Here is a 20,822-nt window from a genome sequence, read left to right on the forward strand (position 1 = left end):
GCCCACCCAGCCATGCCCAAGGCCGACATCCATCCCACCTGGTTTCCCGATGCCAAGGTGATCTGCAACGGAGAGGTGGTGATGACCACCGGCTCCACGCAGCCCGAGCTTCACGTGGACGTGTGGAGTGGCAACCATCCCTTCTACACCGGCACCCAGAAGATCCTCGACACCGAGGGGCGCGTGGACCGCTTCATGCGCAAGTACGGCATGGGCAGTACCGAGAGCGCCAACACCAAGCCCAGCAGCGAAGAAGCGAAGGGCGAGGCCGAGGCCTGATCCCCGCTGGTTTGTCTTTGGAAGCCGGACGCCCACGGGTGTCCGGCTTTGTGCTGTCTGGTCCCCGCTCCCATGGATCCATCCCTGCTGCGTCAGCGCCTTGAGGCTGCCGATCGCACCTTCCACGTGCTGGAACGTCAGCTGGCCGATCCCGCCGTGGCGGCCGACCCCGCCGAATTGCGTCGGCTCTCCAAGGAACGGGCCCGGCTGGAACCGCTGGCCACGGGACTCAACCACCTGCACAGCCTCCAGGGCCAGCTGGAGGACAGCCGTCAGCTGGCCCGCCAGAGCAAGGGGGACCCTGAGATGGATGCCCTGATCCAGGAGGAACTCAGGGAGCTGGGGGGTCAGATCGACGCGCTCGAGCAGCAGCTCACCCTTGCCCTGCTCCCCAGGGACCCCCGCGATGAGCGCAGCGTGATGCTGGAAATCCGCGCCGGCACCGGGGGGGATGAAGCCGCTCTGTGGGCGGGCGATCTGGCACGGATGTACGAACGCTTTGCCCAGACCCTGGGCTGGAGGGTGCAGCCGCTGAGTGCCTCCGAATCCGACCTGGGCGGCTTCAAGGAACTGATCCTGGCCATCCGCGGAGAGGGGGTCTACAGCCAGCTCAAGTACGAAGCAGGCGTGCATCGGGTCCAGCGGGTGCCCGCGACCGAGTCCCAGGGACGGGTGCACACCTCCACCGCGACCGTGGCGGTGATGCCGGAGGCCGATCCGGTGGAAGTCGAGCTCGATCCGGGCGACCTCGAGATCAGCACGGCCCGCTCAGGCGGCGCCGGCGGGCAGAACGTCAACAAGGTGGAAACAGCCGTGGATCTGCTGCACAAACCCACTGGCATCAGGGTCTTCTGCACCCAGGAGCGCTCACAGTTGCAGAACCGTGAGCGTGCCCTGGAGATCCTGCGGGCGAAGCTTCTGGAACGGGAACTGGCAGAGGCCGCCGCCGCCGAGAGTTCCGCCCGCCGCGCCCAGGTGGGCAGCGGAGAGCGCAGCGAAAAGATCCGCACCTACAACGCCAAGGACAACCGGGTCACCGATCACCGGCTGGGCCGCAACTTCGCCCTCGAACCGGTGCTGCAGGGGCAGCTCGCCGATGTGATCGGCGCCTGCGTGGCGCAAGAACAGAAGATCCAGCTGGAGCAGCTGGCTGAGGAGGGCTCAAGCTGAGGGGGGGTTGTTCGGAAGAGCCCTCTCAGGCCCCGATCACATACTTGGCCCACTCCTGACGGCCCGAGCGGATGTGGCGGGTCGCCTCGAAATAAAGGGTGCTCACGGGCCGGCGGGGCACCCGGGCCAGGGGCATGGCCGCTTCCCGGGGGGTGCGACTTCCCTTGCGCACATTGCAGCGCAGACAGGCCGTGGTGACGTTCTCCCAGGTGTCCATGCCGCCGCGGCTCCGGGGGATCACATGGTCGATCGACAGGAGCTCCCCGTGATAGCCGCAGTACTGGCAACTGTGGCCGTCGCGCTGGAAGATGTTGCGGCGAGTGAGCGGCAACTGCTTGTAGGGGACCCGCACGAACTGCCTCAGGCGGATCACCGAAGGGAGCAGCATCTCTCCGCGGATGGGATGCATGGGGTCGTGCTCGAGGCCCTCGGCCTTCCCTTTGAGCAGCATCACCGTGGCGCGGCGCCAGCTGGTGATGTTCAGTGGCTCATAAGACGCATTCAGGACCAGAACCTGGCTCACCGCGCATGGTCCATGGGAGGGGTGCCAGCTCCCCAGATGGCCGGCATGCTAACGGGTCTCAACCATCTGGCACGAGATTGGTCGTACGGTTCACAACCCAGCGATCTCTGCTGTGATGCCCGTTCGTGAAGGCACCGATGCCCCAGCCCAGCCAGCGCCCGCCTGAGGATCCCCAGCCGTTCACGGCCCCAGCCCCAGGGCTGCATCCGCGGCAGAGGGCCTGGGTGGAGGTGGATGAGGGAGCCATTGAGCGCAATGCCCGGGCGTTGAGTCGCTGGCTCGCTCCGGGATCATCCCTGATGGCCGTGGTCAAGGCCGATGGGTACGGCCATGGCGCGGCCCCGGTGGCGCGAGCCGCCCTGGACGGCGGCGCCACATCGCTGGGGGTGGCCACCTTGCAGGAAGGCATCGAGCTGCGCCAGGCGGGCCTGGAGGTGCCGCTGCTGGTGATGGGGAACCTGATCAACCCGGATGAGCTGCGCAGCTGCCTCGACTGGGAGCTGATGCCCACCATCAGCGGCATGCGCGAAGCCCTCCTCTGCCAGAACCTGGCCAGTGGCAGTGGCCGTTCCATGGCGCTTCAGCTCAAGGTCGACACCGGCATGGCGCGGCTCGGGGTGGACTGGAGCGATGGGGTCAGGTTGCTGAAGGCCCTCCATGAACTGGACGCGGTGAACGTGGCGGGGGTCTACTCCCACCTGGCCGATGCCGATGCCCCCCACCAGGACCCTGATGGCCTCACGGGCCTCCAGCAGGATCGCTTCGAGAAGGTGCTGCGTGGCGCCGGAGAGCTGGGGCTCACCACCGGCAGCCGTCATCTGGCCAATTCCGCCGGCACCCTGAGCAGCCACCGGCTCCACTACGACCTGGTGCGCGTCGGCCTGGCCCTCTACGGCCAGTCGCCGGCTCCCCACCTGAGTGCCCGCGTGCCGCTGCAGCCCGCCATGAGCGTGCGAGCCAGGGTCTGCCTGATCCGCGAGGTGCCCGCGGGGGTGGGAGTCAGCTACGGCCATCAATACCGCACCCGCCGAGCCAGCCGTCTGGCGGTGGTCACGATCGGGTATGCCGATGGGGTTCCCAGGCTGCTCAGCAACCGGCTGGAGGTGCTCTTCGCCGGGCGCAGGCTGACCCAGGTGGGGGCCATCACCATGGATCAGCTGCTGATCGATGCCACCGACGCTCCCCAGCTGGAGGTGGGCTCCGTGGTCACCCTGCTGGGGGAGGACGGCGGCGAGCGCATCGGGCCCCAGGAGTGGGCGCAGGCCAGTGGCACCATCCCCTGGGAAATTCTCTGCGGCTTCAAGCACCGCCTGCCCCGCTTGCGCACCGACGAAGCTGAACGCGATCGCTGATAAGCTCAGCGGGCCCCCTGGAGAGGTGGCTGAGTGGTTGAAAGCGGCTCCCTGCTAAGGAGTTACAGGAGGCAACTTCTGTCGAGGGTTCGAATCCCTCCCTCTCCGTTTCAAGGTCCTGCCCCCGGCGGCCTGGCCCTGCCATCCCAGCTTGCCCGGCAGGCAGCGCTCAGCTCAGCACACTGGCCTGGCTGAGAGCGTCGCTCAGCTCGGGCAGAAGCTCCTGATCGCAGGCCCGCTCCGTCCCTTCACTGAAGATCACCAGCAGGAAAGGAGCGCGTCCTTCGCTCTCCACGTAGGCCGCGTCGTGGCGGGCCTGGCTCATCCAGCCTGCCTTGCTCCACAGCCGTGCGCCGGCCGAGAGGCCTGCACCGATGAAGCCGTCCACCTGATTTTCAGGATCCGCCGCCAGCAGCCCGGGATCGAGCGAGCGGGCCAGCAGGTCCCGCATCCGGGCGCAGGCGGGGGGGGACACGAGACCCCCGGCCATGATCAGGTGCAGCAGCCGGGCGGTGGCATCGGTGCTCAGGCGGTTGCGGTTCTCCAGTGCCGGTCCGTAGAACTGCCGCTCCCGTCCATAGGGGCCATCCCCCCAGGTTTTCTGGCAGACGTTGCACCCATCGAACTCCGGCCAGCCCAGGGAGGCGAACCACTGGTTCACCAGCTGGCGGCGCTCGATCCAGGCCTGCAGCGGCCGCTCCGGCAGGTCGGGGCCGCTGGTGGTGCCCGTGAGCCAGTCCACCAGCACAGCGGTGGCGTCGTTGCTGGAATCACGGATCATGTCTGCCATCGCCCGGCGCAGCTCAGCCCCGTCTTCCAGCAGCTGACGCTGCAGCCAGGCTTCGGTGGCGGCCAGATAGAAGAGCTTGACCACGCTGGCGGGATAGCGGGCCCGGGACCCTGCCCAGGAGGCCCCTGCCGGGTGCTGCAGCCAGGGACCGGACGTCTCGTTGGCCTCAGCCGCACCGATCAGGCTGCGTGGGTAGCGCAACCAGGTGATCGAAACCTGGGAGGTGAGACCCGGGCGGCCCTGGAGCTCCATGGCATGGAGGTGGTCTTCGAGGATCGCGCCCATCGCCGCATCAAGGCTGTAGAACGCCATCGGTACCGTCAGCTGCCATGGAGAGCGTAGGAACCGAGACGAGCCTGGCTGGGCTGGTCCCCGGCCGCTGCTGGCGGCTGACGGCTGACATCGATGGGCATGCCCGCTCCAGCGGCCCTGGACTGGCCACCCAGGCCCGTCGCGGCCGCGCGCTGCAGCTGCTCGTCCAGCGGGAGGGGAACCGGGTGCGGGCTCGCCTGCTGGAGGATGGCTACCCCTGCTGGCTGGAGATCAGTGACCTGCTGGAGCGGGCCGTCCCAGCCCTGCCCCGCCGCCCCCACCCCCTGGGGTCAAGCCGCATCAGTGCCCGCTTGCCGGCGGTGCTGGCCTTTGCCGAGAAAGCCCGCCACCAGCCCAACCATTATCTCTGGGGGGGCACACTCGGCCCCGACTACGACTGCTCCGGCTTCGTGCAGAGCGCGTTTGCCAGCGAAGGGATCTGGATCCCCCGCGACGCCTACCAGCAGGAGCGGTTCTGCCAGCCGGTGGCGGTCCGCCCCGGGGTCTTCGCGCTGCTGCGGCCGGGGGATCTGATCTTCTTCGGCCGCCCCCAGCGCTGCACCCATGTGGGGCTGTATCTGGGCGCGGGGCGCTACCTGCACAGCTCCGGCCGGGAGCATGGCCGCGATGGTCTTGGTGTCGACCAGCTCAGCCCGGAAGCCGACCACCCCGTGTCGCGGCATTACCGCAGAGAGCTGCGCGGGGCCGGGCGGGTGGTGCGCAGCCATGACGGCACCACCCTGCCCTGACCAGGGGCTCCCGTAGGTTGCATGCCGATGCAGCACCGGCCGTCATGAATGCGTCGCGCGGACCCGAGCTCTCGGTGGTGATCCCCCTCTACAACGAGGAGGACAGCCTGGATCCACTGGTGGAGCAGGTGCTCGCCAGCCTGAGGCCCCTCGGTCGCCGCTTCGAGCTGGTGCTGGTCGACGACGGCTCCAGTGATGGGACCGCAGCGCGGCTGGAGGCGCTTGCCGCAGCGACCCCTGAGCTGGTGGCTGTGCTGCTGCGCCGCAACTACGGCCAGACCGCCGCCATGGCCGCCGGCTTTGATGCCAGCCACGGCGCGGTGATTGTCACCCTCGATGGCGACCTGCAGAACGATCCCGCCGACATCCCCCTGTTGCTGGAACGCCTGGAGGAGGGCTACGACCTGGTGAGCGGCTGGCGTCACCAGCGGCAGGATGCAGCCATCCAGCGCCTGCTGCCCTCCAAGATCGCGAACCGGCTGATTGCCCGCGTCACCGGGGTGCGGCTTCACGATTACGGCTGCTCCCTCAAGGCCTACCGACGCGAAGTGGTGGCGGACATGAACCTCTACGGAGAACTGCATCGCTTCCTGCCGGCGCTGGCCTTCATCGAGGGGGCCCGCATCACCGAGGTGAAGGTGAACCACCACGCCCGCCGCTTCGGCCAGAGCAAGTACGGGATCGATCGCACGTTTCGGGTGCTGATGGATCTGCTCACGGTCTGGTTCATGAAGCGCTTCCTGACCCGTCCGATGCATGTGTTCGGCTTCGGTGGGCTGGCCTGCCTGGCGATTGGCCTTGTGCTGGGGGTGGTGCTGCTCGGTGAGAAGATCTTCCTCAATGCCGACGTGGGCGCCCGGCCTCTGCTGATGGTGGCGGTGCTGGCGATCGTGGCCGGCATCCAGCTGTTCTGCTTCGGGCTGCTGGCGGAATTGCAGATGCGCACATACCACGAAAGTCAGGGCCGCCCGATCTACCGGGTGCGCGCCACATTGCGCGGCAGCCTGGCGGGTTGAGGCCCCAGGGCCGCAGCGGCTGGCCGACCCCGGAAGGCCGCGATCCCCTCGGCGGCCAGGGCAGCCACCCGAGGGTCGGGATCGAAGCGGGCCCGCCGAAGCAGCGGCAGGCTGGCCCGATCGCCCCAGGCCAGGCAGGTGCTCATGGCGGCCAGACGCTCCTGGTCGCTGCTTGAAGCAGCGGCACGAAGTGCTGAGAGAAGCTGCCGCCGCCCACGGGGATCCAGGAGTCGTCCGGAGCCGGGAGCCGCCAGCTCGATCAGCCCTGGTGCCACCGCGGGCAGGGGAGCCTGACGCCGCTCCTCCACGTCAAAGGGAGCGACAGGGGGCTCCACCTGCTCCACCTGGGTGGCCTGGGCTCGGTTGAGAGCGGCGACAGCCCTGCCGTCACTGAAGGGCAGCAGGGGGTGCCTGCGACGCCGAAGCAGCCAGAACGCCAGCAGGAGAGCGGCGGCGGCGGGGAGGACCTGCTGCATCGGATTGAACTTTTATGTCGCAACGACAGGCCGACAAGGCCTGCCCCGCAGTGATCTTTACAGTACCGGCGGTTGCTGTATTGGCCCGCGCCATGACTGGAGAATTCGCCGCCGCCTGGCTGCCGTCCATCCTTGTTCCCTTCGTTGGAATCCTTGGCCCTGCCGTGGCCATGGCCCTGTTGTTCAACGTGATCGAAGCCCGCGACTGATATCAACGATCCTGTGCGGCTCGATTCACCCCTGCGACCCTGCTGCGTTCGTTCCTTCTTCCTCTCTTCTCCATGACCGTGCAACCCGTCGCCGACCCCACCGTCGGCAATCTGGCCACCCCCGTCAACAGCAGCTACTTCACCAAGGCGTTCCTGAACGCTCTGCCGGCCTATCGGCCCTCCCTGTCGCCCAACCGCCGGGGCCTTGAGGTCGGAATGGCCCATGGCTTCCTGCTGTACGGCCCGTTTGCCATGACGGGGCCCCTTCGCAACACCGATTACGCCAGCACCTCGGGCCTTCTCGCTGCCATCGGTTTGGTCACGATCCTCACGGTCTGTCTCTCGATCTACGGCACCGCCGGCACAGGCCCCAGCGTGCAGCCGCCCGACGTCACGATCGACAACCCTCCCGCTGATCTTTTCACCAAAGCGGGCTGGGCCGAATTCGCCAGCGGCTTCTGGCTGGGTGGCTGTGGTGGCGCAGCCTTCGCCTGGTTCCTGGCCGGGTCGCCTCTGATCTCCCCGCTGGTCGACCTCTCCGGCATCGGCTGAGCCAACCGCCGCAGGGCCTGAATCAACCGCTCACGTGGTGAGTCGGTGGTGTTGTGCCAAGCCCCGCTCCGGCGGGGTTTTTCATGGGACGAGGTCAGCCCCCGGGACTGAGGGCCCCAGAACAATGGTCAGGACAGGCAGACTCCCCGGGCGTGCTCCGAGCGGCCCTTTCGATGTCGGTCTCCGATCCTTTCCTGCGCCGGCCGGTGCTCACCCTGGTGGTGAGCCTGCTGATCGTGATGGCGGGCCTGCTCAGCCTCCCCGGCCTGCAGGTGGAGAACCTGCCCCCGATCGCTCCTGTGCGGGTGAACGTGCGCGCCAGTTATCCAGGGGGTGGGGCTCTGGCTGTGGAGCAGGGGGTCACCACCCCACTGGAGCGGCAGCTGAATGGGCTGGAACGGCTGGAGAGCATCCGCTCCACCAGTTCCGCCAACGGCAGTTCGATCACCCTCACGTTCGAGGGGGGCAATCCTGAGCTCAACCAGATCAATGCCCAGAACGAAGCTGTTCTGGTGAATCGCCGGCTGCCGCCCGAGGTTGCCCGTCTGGGCGTTCAGGTGCGTCGCAGCTCCGACGACCTGCTGATGGTGGTGAGCTTCAGCACCCCGAAGGGGATGTACAGCGATGCCTTCCTCAGCGGCTGGCTCGACCAGCGCCTGAGGGATGAGCTTCAGCGGGTGCCCGGGGTGGGCAATGTGGCGGTCGCAGGCGGCAGTGAACTGGCCTTTCGGCTCTGGCTCGATCCCGTGGCTCTGGAGCAGCGCAACCTCACCATCACCGACATCGAAGACGCCCTGGAGGAGCAGAACGTTCTTGCCGCCCTGGGCCAGGTGGGCGATGCACCCAGCCCACCCGGTCAGGAGATCACTCTGCCCCTGGAGATGGAAGGGCGGCTGCGCAGCGCCAGTGAACTGGAGGGTCTGGTGATCAGCCGAGCCGGCAATGGCGGTGTGGTGCAGCTCAAAGACGTGGGGCGGGTCGTCCTCGATGAGGAAAGCTTCGAGAGCACGGCCATGAACCTGGCTGGGCAGCCCACCCTGGCAGTGCTGATCTTCCAGCGCGACGGCAGCAACGCCCTTGAGGTGAGCAAGGCGGTCAACGCAGCGCTGACCCGGCTGGAGCCCGAGTTCCCGCTGGGGGTGGAGCTGCAGCGCATCGTTGATGTGGCCGACAGCGTGCGGGAAAGCATCCAGCTCACCTGGAGGAGCCTGCGGGATGCGGTGCTGCTGGTGCTGCTGGTGCTGCTGATGGCCCTGGGCAACAGCCGCCTGGCGGCCATCACCGCCGTCGCGGTTCCCGTGGCTCTGGTGGGGAGCTTCACGGTGCTGCGCCTGACGGACAGCTCGATCAACACCCTCAGCCTGTTCGGCATGGTGCTGGCCACGGGCCTGGTGGTGGATGACGCGATCGTGGTCAGCGAAGACATCGGCCGCCGCCTTGAAGCGGGTGAACCACCCGGGCGAGCGGCCTACAACGCCATGCAGGAGCTGGGGAGTGCCGTGATCGCCACCTCCCTGGTGCTGGTGGTGGTGTTCCTGCCGGTGCTGGCGATGCCCGGCAGTGTGGGCCGCCTCTACCAACCGATCGCGATCACGATCAGCGCCACGATCCTCTTCTCGACCATCAACGCCCTCACCTTCACGCCTGTGGCCTCCAGCTGGCTGCTGCAGCACGGATGGAAGGAACCGCGCTGGATGCGCCGGCTGCTGGATCGGCCGCAGCGCTGGATCCACCGACTCGGCGAGCAGTACGGCCGGTCCCTGGATCGCAGCTTTCGCTGGCGGCGCCGCATCCTGCTGGGGCTGCTGGGTGGTCTGGTCCTGGCCGGCTGGGGACTGGGACAACTGCCCACGGCGTTCGTTCCGCAGGAAGACGACAGTCAGATCCGCGGGGTGGTGGTGCTGCCCGGAGGAGCCTCGATTCAGCGCACCGAAGCCGTGATGGAGCAGGTGCGGGAGCAGGTGGCCCGTGAACCTCTGGTACGGGTGGGCAACTTCTACTCCGGTCGTTCCTTCGGCGACAGCGCCCCGAACCGGGGCATCTTCTTTCTGCGCCTGAAACCGCTCGAGCAGCGAGGATCGCGAGCGGAGGACAGCAACACCGCGGTGGCGGAGCGGCTCTCCAAACAACTGCGCAGCAAGATCAGCGAAGCCACCGTGCTGGTGAGCGTGCCACCGGTGGTTCGGGGCTTCAGCAGCGAGGGGGGACTGGAGCTGGAGTTGCTGGATCTCAGTGGCGGCAGGCTCAGCCTGAGCGATTTCGAGAAAGCCACCCGTGACTTCATCGCCGCGGCCACGGCCACGGGCGACTTCGAGCGGGTGAGCACACGGTTCAGTGCCGATTCGCCCCAGTTGCGGCTGGAGCCCAACCGTCTGCGCATGGCCTCCCTGGGGGTGGACCTCGACACGGTGGTCGACACCCTTGGTGCCAGTTTCGGCAGCAGCTATGTGAACGACACCTTTGAAGGGGAGCGGGTGCGACGTGTGGTGGTGCAACTGGATGGGGCCCACCGGCGCACAGCCGAGGACGTGCTGGCCCTCCAGGTGCGCAGCCGGGAGGGAGACCTGATTCCGCTGCGGGAACTGATGACCCTGCGCCAGGACAGTGGCCCGACGGTGATCAACCACAGCCGCCTGGTGCGTGCGATCACCGTTCGGGCCCTGCCCAGAGCAGGGCTGAGCACCGGGCAGGCGATCCAACGACTGGAGGAGGTGAAGCAGGAGCTGGCCAATCCGGTGATCGCCCTGGAGTGGGTGGGGCTGGCCAAGGAGGAACGCCAGGCCGGGGGTCGCACCTGGCAGCTGTTCGCCCTGGGGATGGCGGTGGTGTTCCTGGTGCTCGCCGGCCTCTACGAAAGCTTTCTCGATCCGTTGATCATCCTGATCACGGTGCCGCTGGCTCTGCTGGGTGCTCTGCTGGGCCTGGCCTCTCGAGGCCTCTTTCTCGACATCTACGCCCAGGTGGGGATGCTCGTGCTGGTGAGCCTGGCCGCCAAGAACGGCATCCTGATCGTTGAATTCGCCAACCAGCGGCTGAAGGAGGGACTGGGCCTGCGGGAAGCCGTGGAGGAAGCCGCCATCAGCCGCCTTCGACCGATCCTGCTCACGGCGCTCTCCTCCCTGGCGGGATTTCTGCCGCTGCTGCTGGCCACAGGGGCGGGGGCCGCCAGCCGGATCAGCATCGGCACCGTGGTGTTCTTCGGGCTGCTGGTATCGACGGGGCTGACGCTGTTCGTGGTGCCTGTGGTGTATCTGGAGATCAAACTTCTGGAGGGTCGCCGCTGGTGGCCCCAGCCGAAGAAGCCATGAAAAAACCCCCGGAGAATCTCCGGGGGTTGGTGTTGGAGGTACGTCCCTCGGGGTGACTGGGCTGATCCTGGGGATCAGCCGAACTTGCCTGAAGTGGAAGCGATCAGGAAAGCACCGTAGGTGAGGATGTAGCCCACGGTGAAGTGAGCCAGACCGACCACACGGGCCTGCACGATCGACAGAGCCACGGGCTTGTCGCGCCAGCCAACCAGGTTGGCCAGGGGGGTGCGCTGGTGCGCCCAGACGATGGTTTCAATCAGCTCCTGCCAGTAACCACGCCAGGAGATGAGGAACATGAAACCGGTGGCCCACACCAGATGACCGAAGAGGAACATCCAGGCCCAGACGGCCAGGTTGTTCGAGCCGAATGGGTTGTAGCCGTTGATCAGCTGGGAGCTGTTCAGCCAGAGGTAGTCGCGGAACCAGCCCATCAGGTAGGTGCTGGATTCGTTGAACTGGGCCACGTTGCCCTGCCAGATGGCAAGGTGCTTCCAGTGCCAGTAGAAGGTGACCCAACCCACGGTGTTCAGGGCCCAGAACACCGACAGGTAGAAGGCGTCCCAGGCTGAGATGTCGCAGGTGCCGCCACGGCCGGGGCCGTCGCAGGGGAAGGAGTAGCCGAAGTCCTTCTTGTCGGGCATCAGCTTGGAACCCCGGGCATCCAGGGCACCCTTCACCAGGATCAGCGTGGTGGTGTGCAGTCCAAGGGCGATGGCGTGGTGGACCAGGAAGTCGCCAGGGCCGATCTGCAGGAACACATCGGTGTTGCCGTTGATGGCATCCAACCAGAAGTGCTCACCAGGGATGTTGGCCGAAGCCAGGCTGGCGGCACTGGCCGGATTGGAGAGCAGCACGTCGAAGCCATAGATGGCCTTGCCACTCGCAGCCTGAACAAACTGCGCGAAGACCGGCTCCACCAGAATCTGCTTCTCGGGGGTACCGAAGGCCACGACCACATCGTTGTGGACGTAGAGACCAAGGGTGTGGAACCCGAGGAACAGGGAGACCCAGCTCAGGTGGCTGATGATCGCTTCTTTGTGCTCGAGCATCCGGGCCAGAACATTGTTCTTGTTGGCTTCGGGGTCGTAGTCACGGATGAAGAAGATCGCACCGTGGGCGAAGGCACCGCACATCAGGAAGATGGCGATGTACTGGTGGTGGGTGTAGAGGGCAGCTTGCGTTGTGTAGTCCTTGGCGATGAACGCATAGGACGGCAGCGCATACATGTGCTGCGCCACGAGGCTGGTGATCACCCCCAGGCTGGCCAGAGCCAGACCCAGTTGGAAGTGCAGAGAATTGTTGACCGTGTCATAGAGACCCTTGTGACCTGCACCCAGCGCACCACCGAAAGGGGTGCCCTTGGGAGGATTGTGGGCCTCCAGAATCTCCCGGATCGAGTGGCCGATCCCGAAGTTGGTGCGGTACATGTGACCGGCGATCACGAAGATCACGCCAATCGCCAGATGGTGGTGGGCGATGTCGGTCAGCCAGAGCGCCTCGGTCTGGGGGTGAAAGCCACCCAGGAAGGTGAGGATCGCGGTACCGGAGCCCTCGGAGGTGCCGAACACCTGGTTGAGGGTGTCGGGATTCTCGGCGTAAACGCCCCAGTTGCCGGTGAAGAACGGAGCCAGACCAGCGGGGTGCGGCAGCACATTCAGGAAGTTGTCCCAACCGACGTGCTGGCCACGGGCTTCAGGGATGGCCACGTGAACCAGGTGACCGGTCCAGGCGATGGAGCTGAAGCCGAAGAGGACGGCGAGGTGGTGGTTGAGGCGGGATTCAGCGTTCTTGAACCAGGCCAGGGAAGGCCGGAACTTGGGCTGAAGGTGGAGCCAGCCGGCGAAGAGTGCCCAAGCCGACAGGATCATCATGAAGATGGAACCCTGATACAGCTCGGCGTTGGTCTTCATGCCGATGGTGTACCACCAGTGGTACAGACCGGAATACGCAATGTTGACCGGGGAGGTGGCTCCCGCCTGGGTGAAGGCGGTGATGGCCCCCTGGCCGAAGTGCGGATCCCAGATCGCATGAGCGATGGGACGGACGTGAAGTGGATCGGCGACCCACTGTTCGAAGTTGCCCTGCCAGGCGATATGGAACAGGTTGCCCGAAACCCAGAGGCCGATGATCGCCAGGTGACCGAAATGGGTGGAGAAGAGCTTTTGGTAAAGCTTCTCCTCCGTCATCCCGTCATGGCTCTCGAAGTCGTGAGCCGTGGCGATGCCGTACCAGATACGGCGGGTTGTCGGGTCCTGTGCCAGACCCTGGCTGAACGAAGGAAATTTCGTTGCCATGTGGAAAGGTCAGGTGTGAGGTCAGCCGACCGCGACAAGTCGGGCCAGGAAGAACGCCCAGGTGGTAGCGATACCGCCCAGGAGATAGTGGGCTACGCCAACGGCGCGTCCCTGAACGATGCTCAGCGCACGGGGCTGGATGGCAGGAGCCACCCTCAGCTTGTTGTGAGCCCAGACGATGGACTCAATCAGCTCCTGCCAGTAGCCACGGCCGCTGAACAGGAACATCAGGCTGAACGCCCAGACGAAGTGGGCACCGAGGAACATCAGGCCGTAAGCACTGGATGACGAGCCGTAGCTGTTGATCACCTGTGCAGCCTGAGCCCAGAGGAAATCACGCAGCCAGCCATTGATGGTGATGGCGCTCTGCGCGAAGTTCCCATTGGTGATGTGCTGGACGCTGCCGTCCGCATTCACGGTTCCCCAGACATCGCTCTGCATCTTCCAGCTGAAGTGGAAGATCACGATGGACAGGGAGTTGTACATCCAGAAGAGGCCGAGGAACACGTGGTCCCAGGCCGACACCTGGCAGGTACCGCCACGACCGGGGCCGTCGCAGGGGAAGCGGAAGCCCAGGTTCGCCTTGTCGGGGATGAGCCTGGAGCTGCGGCTGTAGAGCACGCCCTTCAGCAGGATCAGCACGGTGACGTGGATCGTGAAGGCGTGGATGTGGTGGACCATGAAGTCGGCCGTTCCCAGGGGGATCGGACCGGCAGCCACCTTGCCGCCGACGGCGACGACGGCACCGTTGAACACTTCGCTCACTCCGGCCAGCGCATTGGGTGCGGTGGAACCGGCGGCAGAGGCGTGGAGACCCTGGATCCACTGAGCGAACACAGGCCTCAGCTGAATGGTGGTGTCGCTGAACATGTCCTGGGGACGGCCCAGGGCACGCATGGTGTCGTTGTGGATGTAAAGGCCGAAGCTGTGGAAGCCAAGGAAAATGCACACCCAGTTGAGGTGGCTGATCAGGGCATCCCGGGCTTTGAGCACACGATCCAGCACGTTGTCGACATGCAGGGCCGGGTCGTAATCGCGGATGAGTGCGATGGCGGCGTGGGCACCAGCTCCAACAATGATGAAACCGCCGATCCACATGTGGTGAGTGAAGATCGAAAGCTGCGTTGGGTAGTCGATACCGATGTAGGGATAGGGCGGCATCGCATACATGTGATGCGCCACGATGATGCTCAGTGAACCGAGCAGGGCCAGGTTCACGGCCAACTGGGCATGCCAGGAGGTGGTCATGAACTCAAACAGGCCATCGTGACCCTTCGGAGCCGGGAACAGCAGGGGATCACCCTTCTGGCCTTCCAGGATCTCCTTGAGGCTGTGACCGATGCCCCAGTTGGTGCGGTACTGGTGACCGGCCACGATGAACAGCACCGCGATCGCCAGGTGGTGATGGGCGATGTCGGTCATCCAGAGGCTGCCGGTGACAGGATTGAGTCCACCCTTGAAGGTGAGGAAATCGCTGTAGGCGGCCCAGTTGCCGGTGAAGAAGGCGGAGAGACCCGCGCCGAATCCCGGATACAGCTGGGTCAGCAGATCCAGGTTGAGGAATTCGTGGGGCAGGGGGATGTCCGCCACCGAAGCGATGGTCTTGCCGTCGAGCACCAGCGGATTGCCGGCGTCGATGGCATCCATCAACTGCGTGGTAGGCAGGGACACGTGCAGCAGGTGCCCGGTCCAGGACAGGGAGCCCAGGCCCAGCAGGCCAGCCAGGTGGTGGTTGAGCATGGACTCAACGTTCTGGAACCACTCGAGCTTGGGAGCTGCCTTGTGATAGTGGAAGACGCCGGCATTCAGCATCAGGCCAGCCATCACCAAGGCGCCGATGGCCGTGCAGAGGAGCTGGAACTCGCTGGTGAATCCCCAGGCTCTCCACACGTGGAAGAGGCCTGACGTGATCTGGATGCCGTGGAAACCGGCTCCCACATCACCATTGAGAATTTCCTGGCCGAAGATCGGCCAGACCACCTGAGCACTCGGTTTGACGTGCAGGGGGTCGGCCAGCCAGCCGGTGTAGTTGGAGAAGCGGGCACCGTGGTAGAAGGCGCCGCTCAGCCAGATGAAGATGACGGCCAGATGGCCGAAGTGAGCGCTGAAGATCTTCCGGGAGACTTCTTCGAGATCGCTCGTGTGGCTGTCGAAGTCGTGAGCGTTGGCGTGGAGGTTCCAAACCCAGGTGGTGGTTTTGGGACCTTTGGCGAGGGTGCGATCGAAGTGGCCGGGCTTGCCGAACAGTTCGAAGGTGGCCGGGTTGTTCACCTGGTCCACCTGGGCCTTCGCCGTTTTCCCACGCTCTGGTGGGCTGATGGTCATCGAGACGTTCCTCGAGGGACGGAGTCGAGGTGGAGGTCCACCCCTCCGGACCGGGCCGAAAGGCCTGGCCGGTGGGCCTCACGGTTCGCGGCCAAGGCCGCTGGAACCATGGGCACCAGTGCGGAGAGGATCCGGAAAAGACCGAAACCCACTGCCGCAACTGGAGCTGGGGCCCCTATGAGGGGACCGCTGGCGGAAGTATAAGGGCGAGTTTCAAGCCTCTTGGGGGGTAAGTAACAAAGGTTCAATCCGGCGCCACCCCAGTCAGGGACAGGGCTCTGACCTGGGCTCCCTATCACTCAATGGCAGCGTGATGACGCGCTTTCTTTATCTAATTCCCAGAAGATCTGGGGATAAATTCAGCATCATTTTTTACGGATCCGTGGCCCGCTGGGCAAACTGACTCCATGGCCCCGGCACCAAGGCCGTGGCCTGACGTCCATCAGGAGCAATGCGGATGCTGGCGGCGGGGCTTCGAAGCCTGGGAGCGGTGTTGCTCTGCCTGGTGGTGCTGCTGAGCGGGGGCTGGAGCCTCCGGCCCAGGCCAGAGTCGCCACCATCCGCCGGCAGCAGTCCCTCCGGCAGGCTGCGGGAGGTCCCCCCTCCCAAGGCCAGCCAGGCCTTGCGCCTTCGGCTGGCGGAGCATCAGCCCCGGCTGAGGGTTCTGGCTCCGGCCGACGACGCCGTGCTTCCTGCAGGCCCCTGGTCACTGCAGCTCGAGCTGGAGGACTGGCCACTGACCGATGCAGGCTCACTGGGGCTTGGCGCTCACCTGGTGGTGCAGCTGGATGACCAGGAACCGATCCGCCTGGGGACCGACCCCGCCCAAGGAGCCGAGGGAACAGCCCCCATCGAGCGAGCGGGGGCAGCAACGCTCAGCACGGTGATGCCCCCGCTCGCTCCAGGCAGCCATCGCCTCACGGTGTACGCCGCCCAACCCTGGGGAGAGGCCGTGAAGGATCCCGGGGCGTCGAGCCAGATCCGCCTGCATGGCCTGGCCGCCAACCCTCTCAGCCAACCTCGCAGAGGGACGCCCCAGCTGGTGAACAGCACGCCCACCGATCTGATCCACCGCGAACCGGTGCTGATCGACTGGCTGCTGATCGACGCGCCCCTGCAGAGCTTCGATGGGGCGGGGCCCCGTTGGCGGCTGCGGGTGACCCTCAATGGCGACAGCTTCCTGGTCGATCGGCAGTCGCCGCTCTGGCTTTCCGGCCTGCACCCGGGCAGCAACCCCCTGCAGCTGGAGCTGCTCGACGGGCTGGGCGAGCCCCTCAACCCGCCCTTCAACAGCCGGGTGCAGGACCTGGTGATGCTCCCCGGTGCCCCACGCCCCTGGCAGACGGCCGCACTCGCCGCTGAGGATCTGGAGCGTCTGCTCGGTGAGCGACCGATTGAGGCTGAGAGCGAGGTTGAGCCGGAACCGGAACCGGAACCAGAACAGGAACAGGAACCAGAGCCGGAGCCGGAGCCGGAGCCGGAGCCGAGGCTGAATCCAGAGCCCGAGGCGCCAGCCCAGGCATCGCCTGAATCCGAGGCTCTCGAGACTTCGCCTCAGCCTGAGCCGGAGGCTGATGCAGCGGACGCGCCAGAGCCAGAGGAGGCCGTGGCACCTGGGCCAGTGAGCGCACCTCAGGCTTCCTCCGTGGAAGCGCCGGAAGGCGGGGAGCCTGAGGAGGCTTCAGAGCAACCGATGACAGAGCCTCCAGCGGCATCTTCCCTGCAGCCCAGCAGTCCTGGGGATGAAGGGGATGGGACCTCCGCCGCCCAGGGTCTTGGACGGCTGCGTGCCAGGTTCGGGGGATGAGTGATTCCCTCTGTTGGGGACTGGCCCTGAGCAGGGCCGGTGCCCCCGTGCTCGAGCGGCTCGATCAGGCCGGCCTGCTGGGGGGGCGGCTCGAACCTGGCGGCGCGCCATCCGAGCAGCTCAGCCGCCACTGGGCCCAGGCGTCTGCCTTCGTGGTGGTGGGGGCCTGCGGCGCCGTGACCCGGCTGGTGGCGCCTCTGCTGGTGGGCAAGCACCAGGACCCTGCAGTGGTGGTGGTGGATCCCCAGGGACGCTTCGCCGTCCCGCTGCTGGGAGGGCATGGGGCGGGAGCCGAGCAGCTCAGCCAGCGGGTGGCCGCCCTGCTCGGGGGGGAAGCGGTACTCACGGGCGCCAGCAGTGGCAGCGGCAGCCTGGCCCTCGACTGCTTCGGGGTGGCCTGGGGCTGGCGGAAGGGTCTGGGTGACTGGGACACCCTGATGAAAGCCGCGGCCAGGGGCGCGCCGATCGCCGTGAACCAGGAGAGCGGCTGCCCTGACTGGCAGGAACTTGAGGCCGCCTCAGCGCTGCTGCGGCCGGCGGCGGAACGGCTGCCCGAGGGGGGTGCACCGCTGTCGCTGGTGATCAGCCCACGCCAGGGGCCCGGCTGCCGCTGGCATCCTCCCAGCCTCTGGCTGGGCCTGGGCTGTGAGCGCCACACCAGCCTCAGCCTGCTGGAGCGGTTGGTGGAGAGGGCCCTGGATGAGGCGCAACTGGCCCCGCAAGCCGTGGCCGGGCTGGCGAGCATCGACCGCAAGGGCGATGAACCGGCGCTGCTGGAGCTGGCCGGGCGCCATCGGTGGCCGCTGCGGCTGTTCAGCTCCGAGGCCCTGGCGCCGGTGGCCGTGCCCACCCCGTCGGAGGCGGTGCTCAGGGAAATGGGAACCGCCAGCGTGGCCGAAGCGGCCGCCCTGCTGGCGGCAGCCCCCCAGTCGGCCCTGTTGCTGCCGAAGCGCATCGAACGGGCCCGCCAGGGGGAGCGGGGGGCCGCCACCCTGGCGGTGGCACAGGCTCAAAGGCAATGGGCCCCGCAGCGGGGAAAAATCCATCTGGTGGGCAGCGGCCCCGGCCAGCTCGATCTGCTCACCCCCGAGGCTCGCCTCGCCCTGGCAGAGAGCACGGTCTGGGTGGGTTACACCCTCTACCTCGATCTGCTGGAGCCCCTTAGGCGGCCCGACCAACTGCGCCGTGACGGCCAGCTCACCCAGGAGCGGGACCGCTGCCGGCTGGCCCTGGAGCTGGCGGATGCCGGACTGAACGTGGCCCTGGTGTCGTCGGGCGACAGCGGCATCTACGGCATGGCGGGGCTGGCCCTGGAGCTCTGGCTGGAGCGGGCGCCGGAGGACAGGCCGGCCTTCGCGGTGCATGCCGGCCTCTCCGCCCTGCAGGTGGCCGCTGCCAGGGCCGGAGCGCCGCTGATGCACGATTTCTGCACGATCAGCCTGAGCGACCGCCTCACCCCCTGGCCGACGATTGAGAAACGGTTGAAGGCCGCCGCCAGCGGTGATTTCGTGGTGGCGCTCTACAACCCCCGCTCGCTGGGCCGCGACTGGCAGCTGGGCCGGGCCAGGGAGCTGCTGCTGGAGGGGCGCAGCGCCGAAACCCCTGTGGTGCTGGCACGGCAGCTGGGCCGGGCGGAGGAAAGCGTGCAGCTGCACAGCCTCGGGGACCTGCCCCTGGATCAGGTGGACATGCTCAGCCTGGTGCTGGTGGGCAACAGCACCTCCCGCCGTCAGGACGGGATGATGGTGACGCCACGGGGCTACCCGGGCGCCGAACTGTGCTGAAGGGCTCCGGGACGCCATCGCTCCCGGAGCTCAGCGATCGGGATGACAGGATTCGAACCTGCGGCCCCTTCGTCCCGAACGAAGTGCGCTACCAAGCTGCGCCACATCCCGCCATGAGGGACTTTAGGGGATGACCGTCGCCTGCTCCGGGCGGCATAGGGTTTCTAAAGTCTGGATCCAGCAGCCCTGCCGCGATGGCTCCAGACGCCATGCTCAAACCCGACTGGTTACGGGTCAAGGCGCCGCAGCGGGAGCGGATCGGTGCCGTGGCCGACCTGCTGGTGGACCTGAAGCTCAACACCGTCTGCCAGGAGGCCAGCTGTCCGAACATCGGCGAATGCTTCGCCGGCGGCACCGCCACCTTTCTGATCATGGGTCCGGGCTGCACCCGGGCCTGTCCCTACTGCGACATCGACTTCGACAGGAGCGTGAGGGCCCTCGACCCCAGCGAGCCGGAGCGGCTGGGGGAGGCGGTGGCCCGCATGGGCCTCTCCCACGTGGTCATCACCTCGGTGAACCGCGATGACCTCAAGGACGGGGGCGCCAGCCAGTTCGTGGCCTGCATGGAGGAGGTGCGTCGTCGCTCCGCCGGCACAACGATCGAGCTGCTGATCCCGGACCTCTGCGGGAACTGGGACGCCCTGGCCGCTGTCATGGCGGGGGCTCCGGACGTGCTCAACCACAACATCGAAACGGTGCCGAGGCTGTACCGGCATGTTCGGCCTCAGGGCCTCTACCCGCGCTCCCTGGAGCTTCTGCGTCGGGTCCACCAGGACTGGCCAAGGACCTACACCAAATCGGGGCTCATGGTGGGCCTGGGCGAAACCGACAGCGAGGTGCTGGAAGTGATGGCGGATCTGCGAGCCCAGGCCGTCGACATCGTGACGATCGGTCAGTACCTCTCCCCCGGAGCGAAGCATCTGGCCGTTCAGCGGTTCGTGACGCCCTATCGGTTCGATCACTTCCGCCACGAAGGGGAAAGGCGGCTGGGGTTCCTGCAGGTCGTCAGCTCACCACTCACCCGCAGCAGCTATCACGCCGGAGAAGTGCAGCGGCTGATGCGCACCCATCCGCGCTGAGCACAGCCAGGACTCAGGCGTCCGCTCCGGCCAGGGCCCTTCCGATCCCGAAGGTGCATCCAGTCACAGTTCCCCCCTCACCGGACATGGCTCATTCATCCACCAGCGGGATACTTGAGGCTCACTCACCCCGTATTGGAACTCTTCCAATGAAACGCCTCCTTCTCACCCTGGCCGCCCTCGGAGCGACAGCCCTCCTGGTTCCGCTCGACTCCACCGCCGCCAGGGCCGACACCACGATCACCGGGCGCGGCGGTCGCACCCTCACCCGCTCTGCCGTGCGCCAGCCAGGCTCCACCAACGCCCGCTGGACCGATCGTCAGGGCCGCACCTACACCCAGACCTCCACCTACGGGGGCGGCAAAGGCAACACCACCATCACCGGCCCCGGCGGTCGCACCGTCACCCGCTCCGCCGTGCGCACCCCGGGTTCCACAGAAGCCACGTGGACTGACAGGCAGGGCCGCACCTACACCCAGACCTCCACCTACGGGGATGGTGAAGGCAACACCACCATCACAGGTCCTGGCGGTCGCACCGTCACCCGCTCCGCCGAGCGCAATCCAGGCTCCACTGAGGTCGAGTGGACCGACCGGCAGGGTCGCACCACCACCCGGGAAACCACCTACGGCGAGGGCAATCGTTCCACGGTCGTCACGGGTCCGGGCGGACGTTCCACCATGCGTGTCGTCGAGCGCCAGCCCGGATCCACCCAGATCGAATGGACCGGCCAGGGGGGACGCACCCACAGCCGGAACTCCACCTGGGGAGGCTTCTGAGGTGAGCCGGGGTCCCTG

17 protein-coding genes and 2 tRNA genes are annotated in these 20,822 nt (G+C 66.6%); 13 read left to right on the forward strand and 6 right to left on the reverse strand.

All coding sequences use genetic code 11. The features are described 5' to 3' along the window. Window positions 1–12 precede the first annotated feature (12 nt). Together rpmE and prfA are read left to right on the forward strand one after the other, a co-directional pair. A complete protein-coding gene (gene rpmE / locus KQ297_RS03135; RefSeq protein ID WP_185464200.1) occupies window positions 13–279 on the forward strand; it encodes a 50S ribosomal protein L31 in 267 nt (88 codons plus the stop codon). Between the two features lie 72 nt (window positions 280–351). After that, window positions 352–1,449, forward strand: coding sequence for a peptide chain release factor 1 (gene prfA / locus KQ297_RS03140; protein ID WP_259738131.1), 1,098 nt, complete (start codon window positions 352–354; stop codon window positions 1,447–1,449). Window positions 1,450–1,474: 25 nt separating this feature from the next. On the opposite strand, the gene KQ297_RS03145 is transcribed toward prfA, so the two are convergent. Further along, entirely contained in the window at window positions 1,475–1,972 is a 498-nt protein-coding gene (locus KQ297_RS03145) for an HNH endonuclease (RefSeq protein WP_259738132.1), read from the reverse strand. 137 nt (window positions 1,973–2,109) lie between these two features. Between KQ297_RS03145 and alr the strand changes: the two genes are divergently transcribed. Further along, on the forward strand, window positions 2,110–3,324 hold the full coding sequence (gene alr, locus KQ297_RS03150; protein ID WP_259738133.1) for an alanine racemase: 1,215 nt from the start codon (window positions 2,110–2,112) through the stop codon (window positions 3,322–3,324). Between the two features lie 19 nt (window positions 3,325–3,343). Continuing rightward, window positions 3,344–3,432, forward strand: a tRNA-Ser gene (locus KQ297_RS03155). A gap of 61 nt (window positions 3,433–3,493) precedes the next feature. Here KQ297_RS03155 and KQ297_RS03160 read toward each other — a convergent pair. Beyond that, the gene (locus KQ297_RS03160) at window positions 3,494–4,426 is read right to left on the reverse strand and encodes a class A beta-lactamase-related serine hydrolase (RefSeq protein WP_259738134.1); all 933 of its coding nucleotides are present in this window, start codon (window positions 4,424–4,426) and stop codon (window positions 3,494–3,496) included. Between the two features lie 17 nt (window positions 4,427–4,443). On the opposite strand from KQ297_RS03160, the gene KQ297_RS03165 reads away from it, so the two are divergent. Together KQ297_RS03165 and KQ297_RS03170 are read left to right on the forward strand one after the other, a co-directional pair. Further along, entirely contained in the window at window positions 4,444–5,175 is a 732-nt protein-coding gene (locus KQ297_RS03165) for a C40 family peptidase (protein WP_259738135.1), read from the forward strand. Between the two features lie 44 nt (window positions 5,176–5,219). Next, window positions 5,220–6,191 carry a glycosyltransferase family 2 protein gene (locus tag KQ297_RS03170; RefSeq protein ID WP_259738136.1) on the forward strand — a complete coding sequence of 324 codons (972 nt, stop codon included), beginning with the start codon at window positions 5,220–5,222 and terminating at the stop codon, window positions 6,189–6,191. On the opposite strand, the gene KQ297_RS03175 is transcribed toward KQ297_RS03170, so the two are convergent. Beyond that, window positions 6,149–6,667 (reverse strand): hypothetical protein, encoded by a 519-nt coding sequence (locus tag KQ297_RS03175; protein WP_259738137.1) that lies wholly within the window; start codon window positions 6,665–6,667, stop codon window positions 6,149–6,151. The two genes, KQ297_RS03170 and KQ297_RS03175, sit on opposite strands and share 43 nt — an antisense overlap. A gap of 92 nt (window positions 6,668–6,759) precedes the next feature. Between KQ297_RS03175 and KQ297_RS03180 the strand changes: the two genes are divergently transcribed. The 3 genes from KQ297_RS03180 to KQ297_RS03190 all read left to right on the forward strand — a co-directional run bounded on the left by KQ297_RS03180 (window position 6,760) and on the right by KQ297_RS03190 (window position 10,736). Continuing rightward, entirely contained in the window at window positions 6,760–6,876 is a 117-nt protein-coding gene (locus KQ297_RS03180; RefSeq protein WP_255089390.1) for a photosystem I reaction center subunit VIII, read from the forward strand. A 72-nt stretch (window positions 6,877–6,948) separates the two neighbouring features. Continuing rightward, window positions 6,949–7,428: a photosystem I reaction center subunit XI gene (locus tag KQ297_RS03185; protein WP_185464208.1), complete on the forward strand. Its 480-nt coding sequence runs from the start codon at window positions 6,949–6,951 to the stop codon at window positions 7,426–7,428. A 173-nt stretch (window positions 7,429–7,601) separates the two neighbouring features. Beyond that, a complete protein-coding gene (locus KQ297_RS03190; RefSeq protein WP_259738138.1) occupies window positions 7,602–10,736 on the forward strand; it encodes an efflux RND transporter permease subunit in 3,135 nt (1,044 codons plus the stop codon). A gap of 74 nt (window positions 10,737–10,810) precedes the next feature. Here the strand turns inward: KQ297_RS03190 and psaB are convergent, their stop codons facing one another. Together psaB and psaA are read right to left on the reverse strand one after the other, a co-directional pair. Beyond that, a complete protein-coding gene (gene psaB, locus KQ297_RS03195; RefSeq protein ID WP_185464210.1) occupies window positions 10,811–13,030 on the reverse strand; it encodes a photosystem I core protein PsaB in 2,220 nt (739 codons plus the stop codon). Between the two features lie 21 nt (window positions 13,031–13,051). Then, the gene (gene psaA / locus KQ297_RS03200; protein ID WP_259738139.1) at window positions 13,052–15,355 is read right to left on the reverse strand and encodes a photosystem I core protein PsaA; all 2,304 of its coding nucleotides are present in this window, start codon (window positions 15,353–15,355) and stop codon (window positions 13,052–13,054) included. A 457-nt stretch (window positions 15,356–15,812) separates the two neighbouring features. Here psaA and KQ297_RS03205 point away from each other — a divergent pair, with 457 nt between their 5' ends. Next, entirely contained in the window at window positions 15,813–17,162 is a 1,350-nt protein-coding gene (locus KQ297_RS03205) for a hypothetical protein (protein ID WP_259738140.1), read from the forward strand. Then, the gene (gene cobJ, locus KQ297_RS03210) at window positions 17,159–18,946 is read left to right on the forward strand and encodes a precorrin-3B C(17)-methyltransferase (RefSeq protein ID WP_259738141.1); all 1,788 of its coding nucleotides are present in this window, start codon (window positions 17,159–17,161) and stop codon (window positions 18,944–18,946) included. Before KQ297_RS03205 ends, cobJ begins: the two co-directional genes overlap by 4 nt. A gap of 37 nt (window positions 18,947–18,983) precedes the next feature. On the opposite strand, the gene KQ297_RS03215 is transcribed toward cobJ, so the two are convergent. Then, a tRNA-Pro gene (locus KQ297_RS03215) sits at window positions 18,984–19,057 on the reverse strand. A 98-nt stretch (window positions 19,058–19,155) separates the two neighbouring features. Between KQ297_RS03215 and lipA the strand changes: the two genes are divergently transcribed. Together lipA and KQ297_RS03225 are read left to right on the forward strand one after the other, a co-directional pair. Beyond that, complete coding sequence (gene lipA, locus KQ297_RS03220) at window positions 19,156–20,025, forward strand: lipoyl synthase (RefSeq protein ID WP_259738142.1); 870 nt, start codon at window positions 19,156–19,158, stop codon at window positions 20,023–20,025. 149 nt (window positions 20,026–20,174) lie between these two features. Beyond that, window positions 20,175–20,804: a hypothetical protein gene (locus KQ297_RS03225; RefSeq protein ID WP_259738143.1), complete on the forward strand. Its 630-nt coding sequence runs from the start codon at window positions 20,175–20,177 to the stop codon at window positions 20,802–20,804. The last annotated feature ends 18 nt before the right edge of the window (window positions 20,805–20,822 follow it).

This window comes from Synechococcus sp. CS-205, from assembly GCF_025128255.1.
Taxonomy (GTDB): domain Bacteria; phylum Cyanobacteriota; class Cyanobacteriia; order PCC-6307; family Cyanobiaceae; genus Regnicoccus_A.

Bases quoted from the DNA above. Each gene is read 5' to 3' on its own strand.
- KQ297_RS03205 (WP_259738140.1), top strand. From the start codon at position 15,813: ATGCTGGCGGCGGGGCTTCGAAGCCTGGGAGCGGTGTTGCTCTGCCTG.
- KQ297_RS03170 (WP_259738136.1), top strand. From the start codon at position 5,220: ATGAATGCGTCGCGCGGACCCGAGCTCTCGGTGGTGATCCCCCTCTAC.
- rpmE (WP_185464200.1), top strand. From the start codon at position 13: ATGCCCAAGGCCGACATCCATCCCACCTGGTTTCCCGATGCCAAGGTG.
- KQ297_RS03180 (WP_255089390.1), top strand. From the start codon at position 6,760: ATGACTGGAGAATTCGCCGCCGCCTGGCTGCCGTCCATCCTTGTTCCC.
- cobJ (WP_259738141.1), top strand. From the start codon at position 17,159: ATGAGTGATTCCCTCTGTTGGGGACTGGCCCTGAGCAGGGCCGGTGCC.
- KQ297_RS03225 (WP_259738143.1), top strand. From the start codon at position 20,175: ATGAAACGCCTCCTTCTCACCCTGGCCGCCCTCGGAGCGACAGCCCTC.
- KQ297_RS03190 (WP_259738138.1), top strand. From the start codon at position 7,602: ATGTCGGTCTCCGATCCTTTCCTGCGCCGGCCGGTGCTCACCCTGGTG.
- alr (WP_259738133.1), top strand. From the start codon at position 2,110: ATGCCCCAGCCCAGCCAGCGCCCGCCTGAGGATCCCCAGCCGTTCACG.
- prfA (WP_259738131.1), top strand. From the start codon at position 352: ATGGATCCATCCCTGCTGCGTCAGCGCCTTGAGGCTGCCGATCGCACC.
- KQ297_RS03185 (WP_185464208.1), top strand. From the start codon at position 6,949: ATGACCGTGCAACCCGTCGCCGACCCCACCGTCGGCAATCTGGCCACC.
- KQ297_RS03165 (WP_259738135.1), top strand. From the start codon at position 4,444: ATGGAGAGCGTAGGAACCGAGACGAGCCTGGCTGGGCTGGTCCCCGGC.
- psaA (WP_259738139.1), bottom strand. From the start codon at position 15,355: ATGACCATCAGCCCACCAGAGCGTGGGAAAACGGCGAAGGCCCAGGTG.
- lipA (WP_259738142.1), top strand. From the start codon at position 19,156: ATGCTCAAACCCGACTGGTTACGGGTCAAGGCGCCGCAGCGGGAGCGG.
- KQ297_RS03160 (WP_259738134.1), bottom strand. From the start codon at position 4,426: ATGGCGTTCTACAGCCTTGATGCGGCGATGGGCGCGATCCTCGAAGAC.
- KQ297_RS03175 (WP_259738137.1), bottom strand. From the start codon at position 6,667: ATGCAGCAGGTCCTCCCCGCCGCCGCCGCTCTCCTGCTGGCGTTCTGG.
- psaB (WP_185464210.1), bottom strand. From the start codon at position 13,030: ATGGCAACGAAATTTCCTTCGTTCAGCCAGGGTCTGGCACAGGACCCG.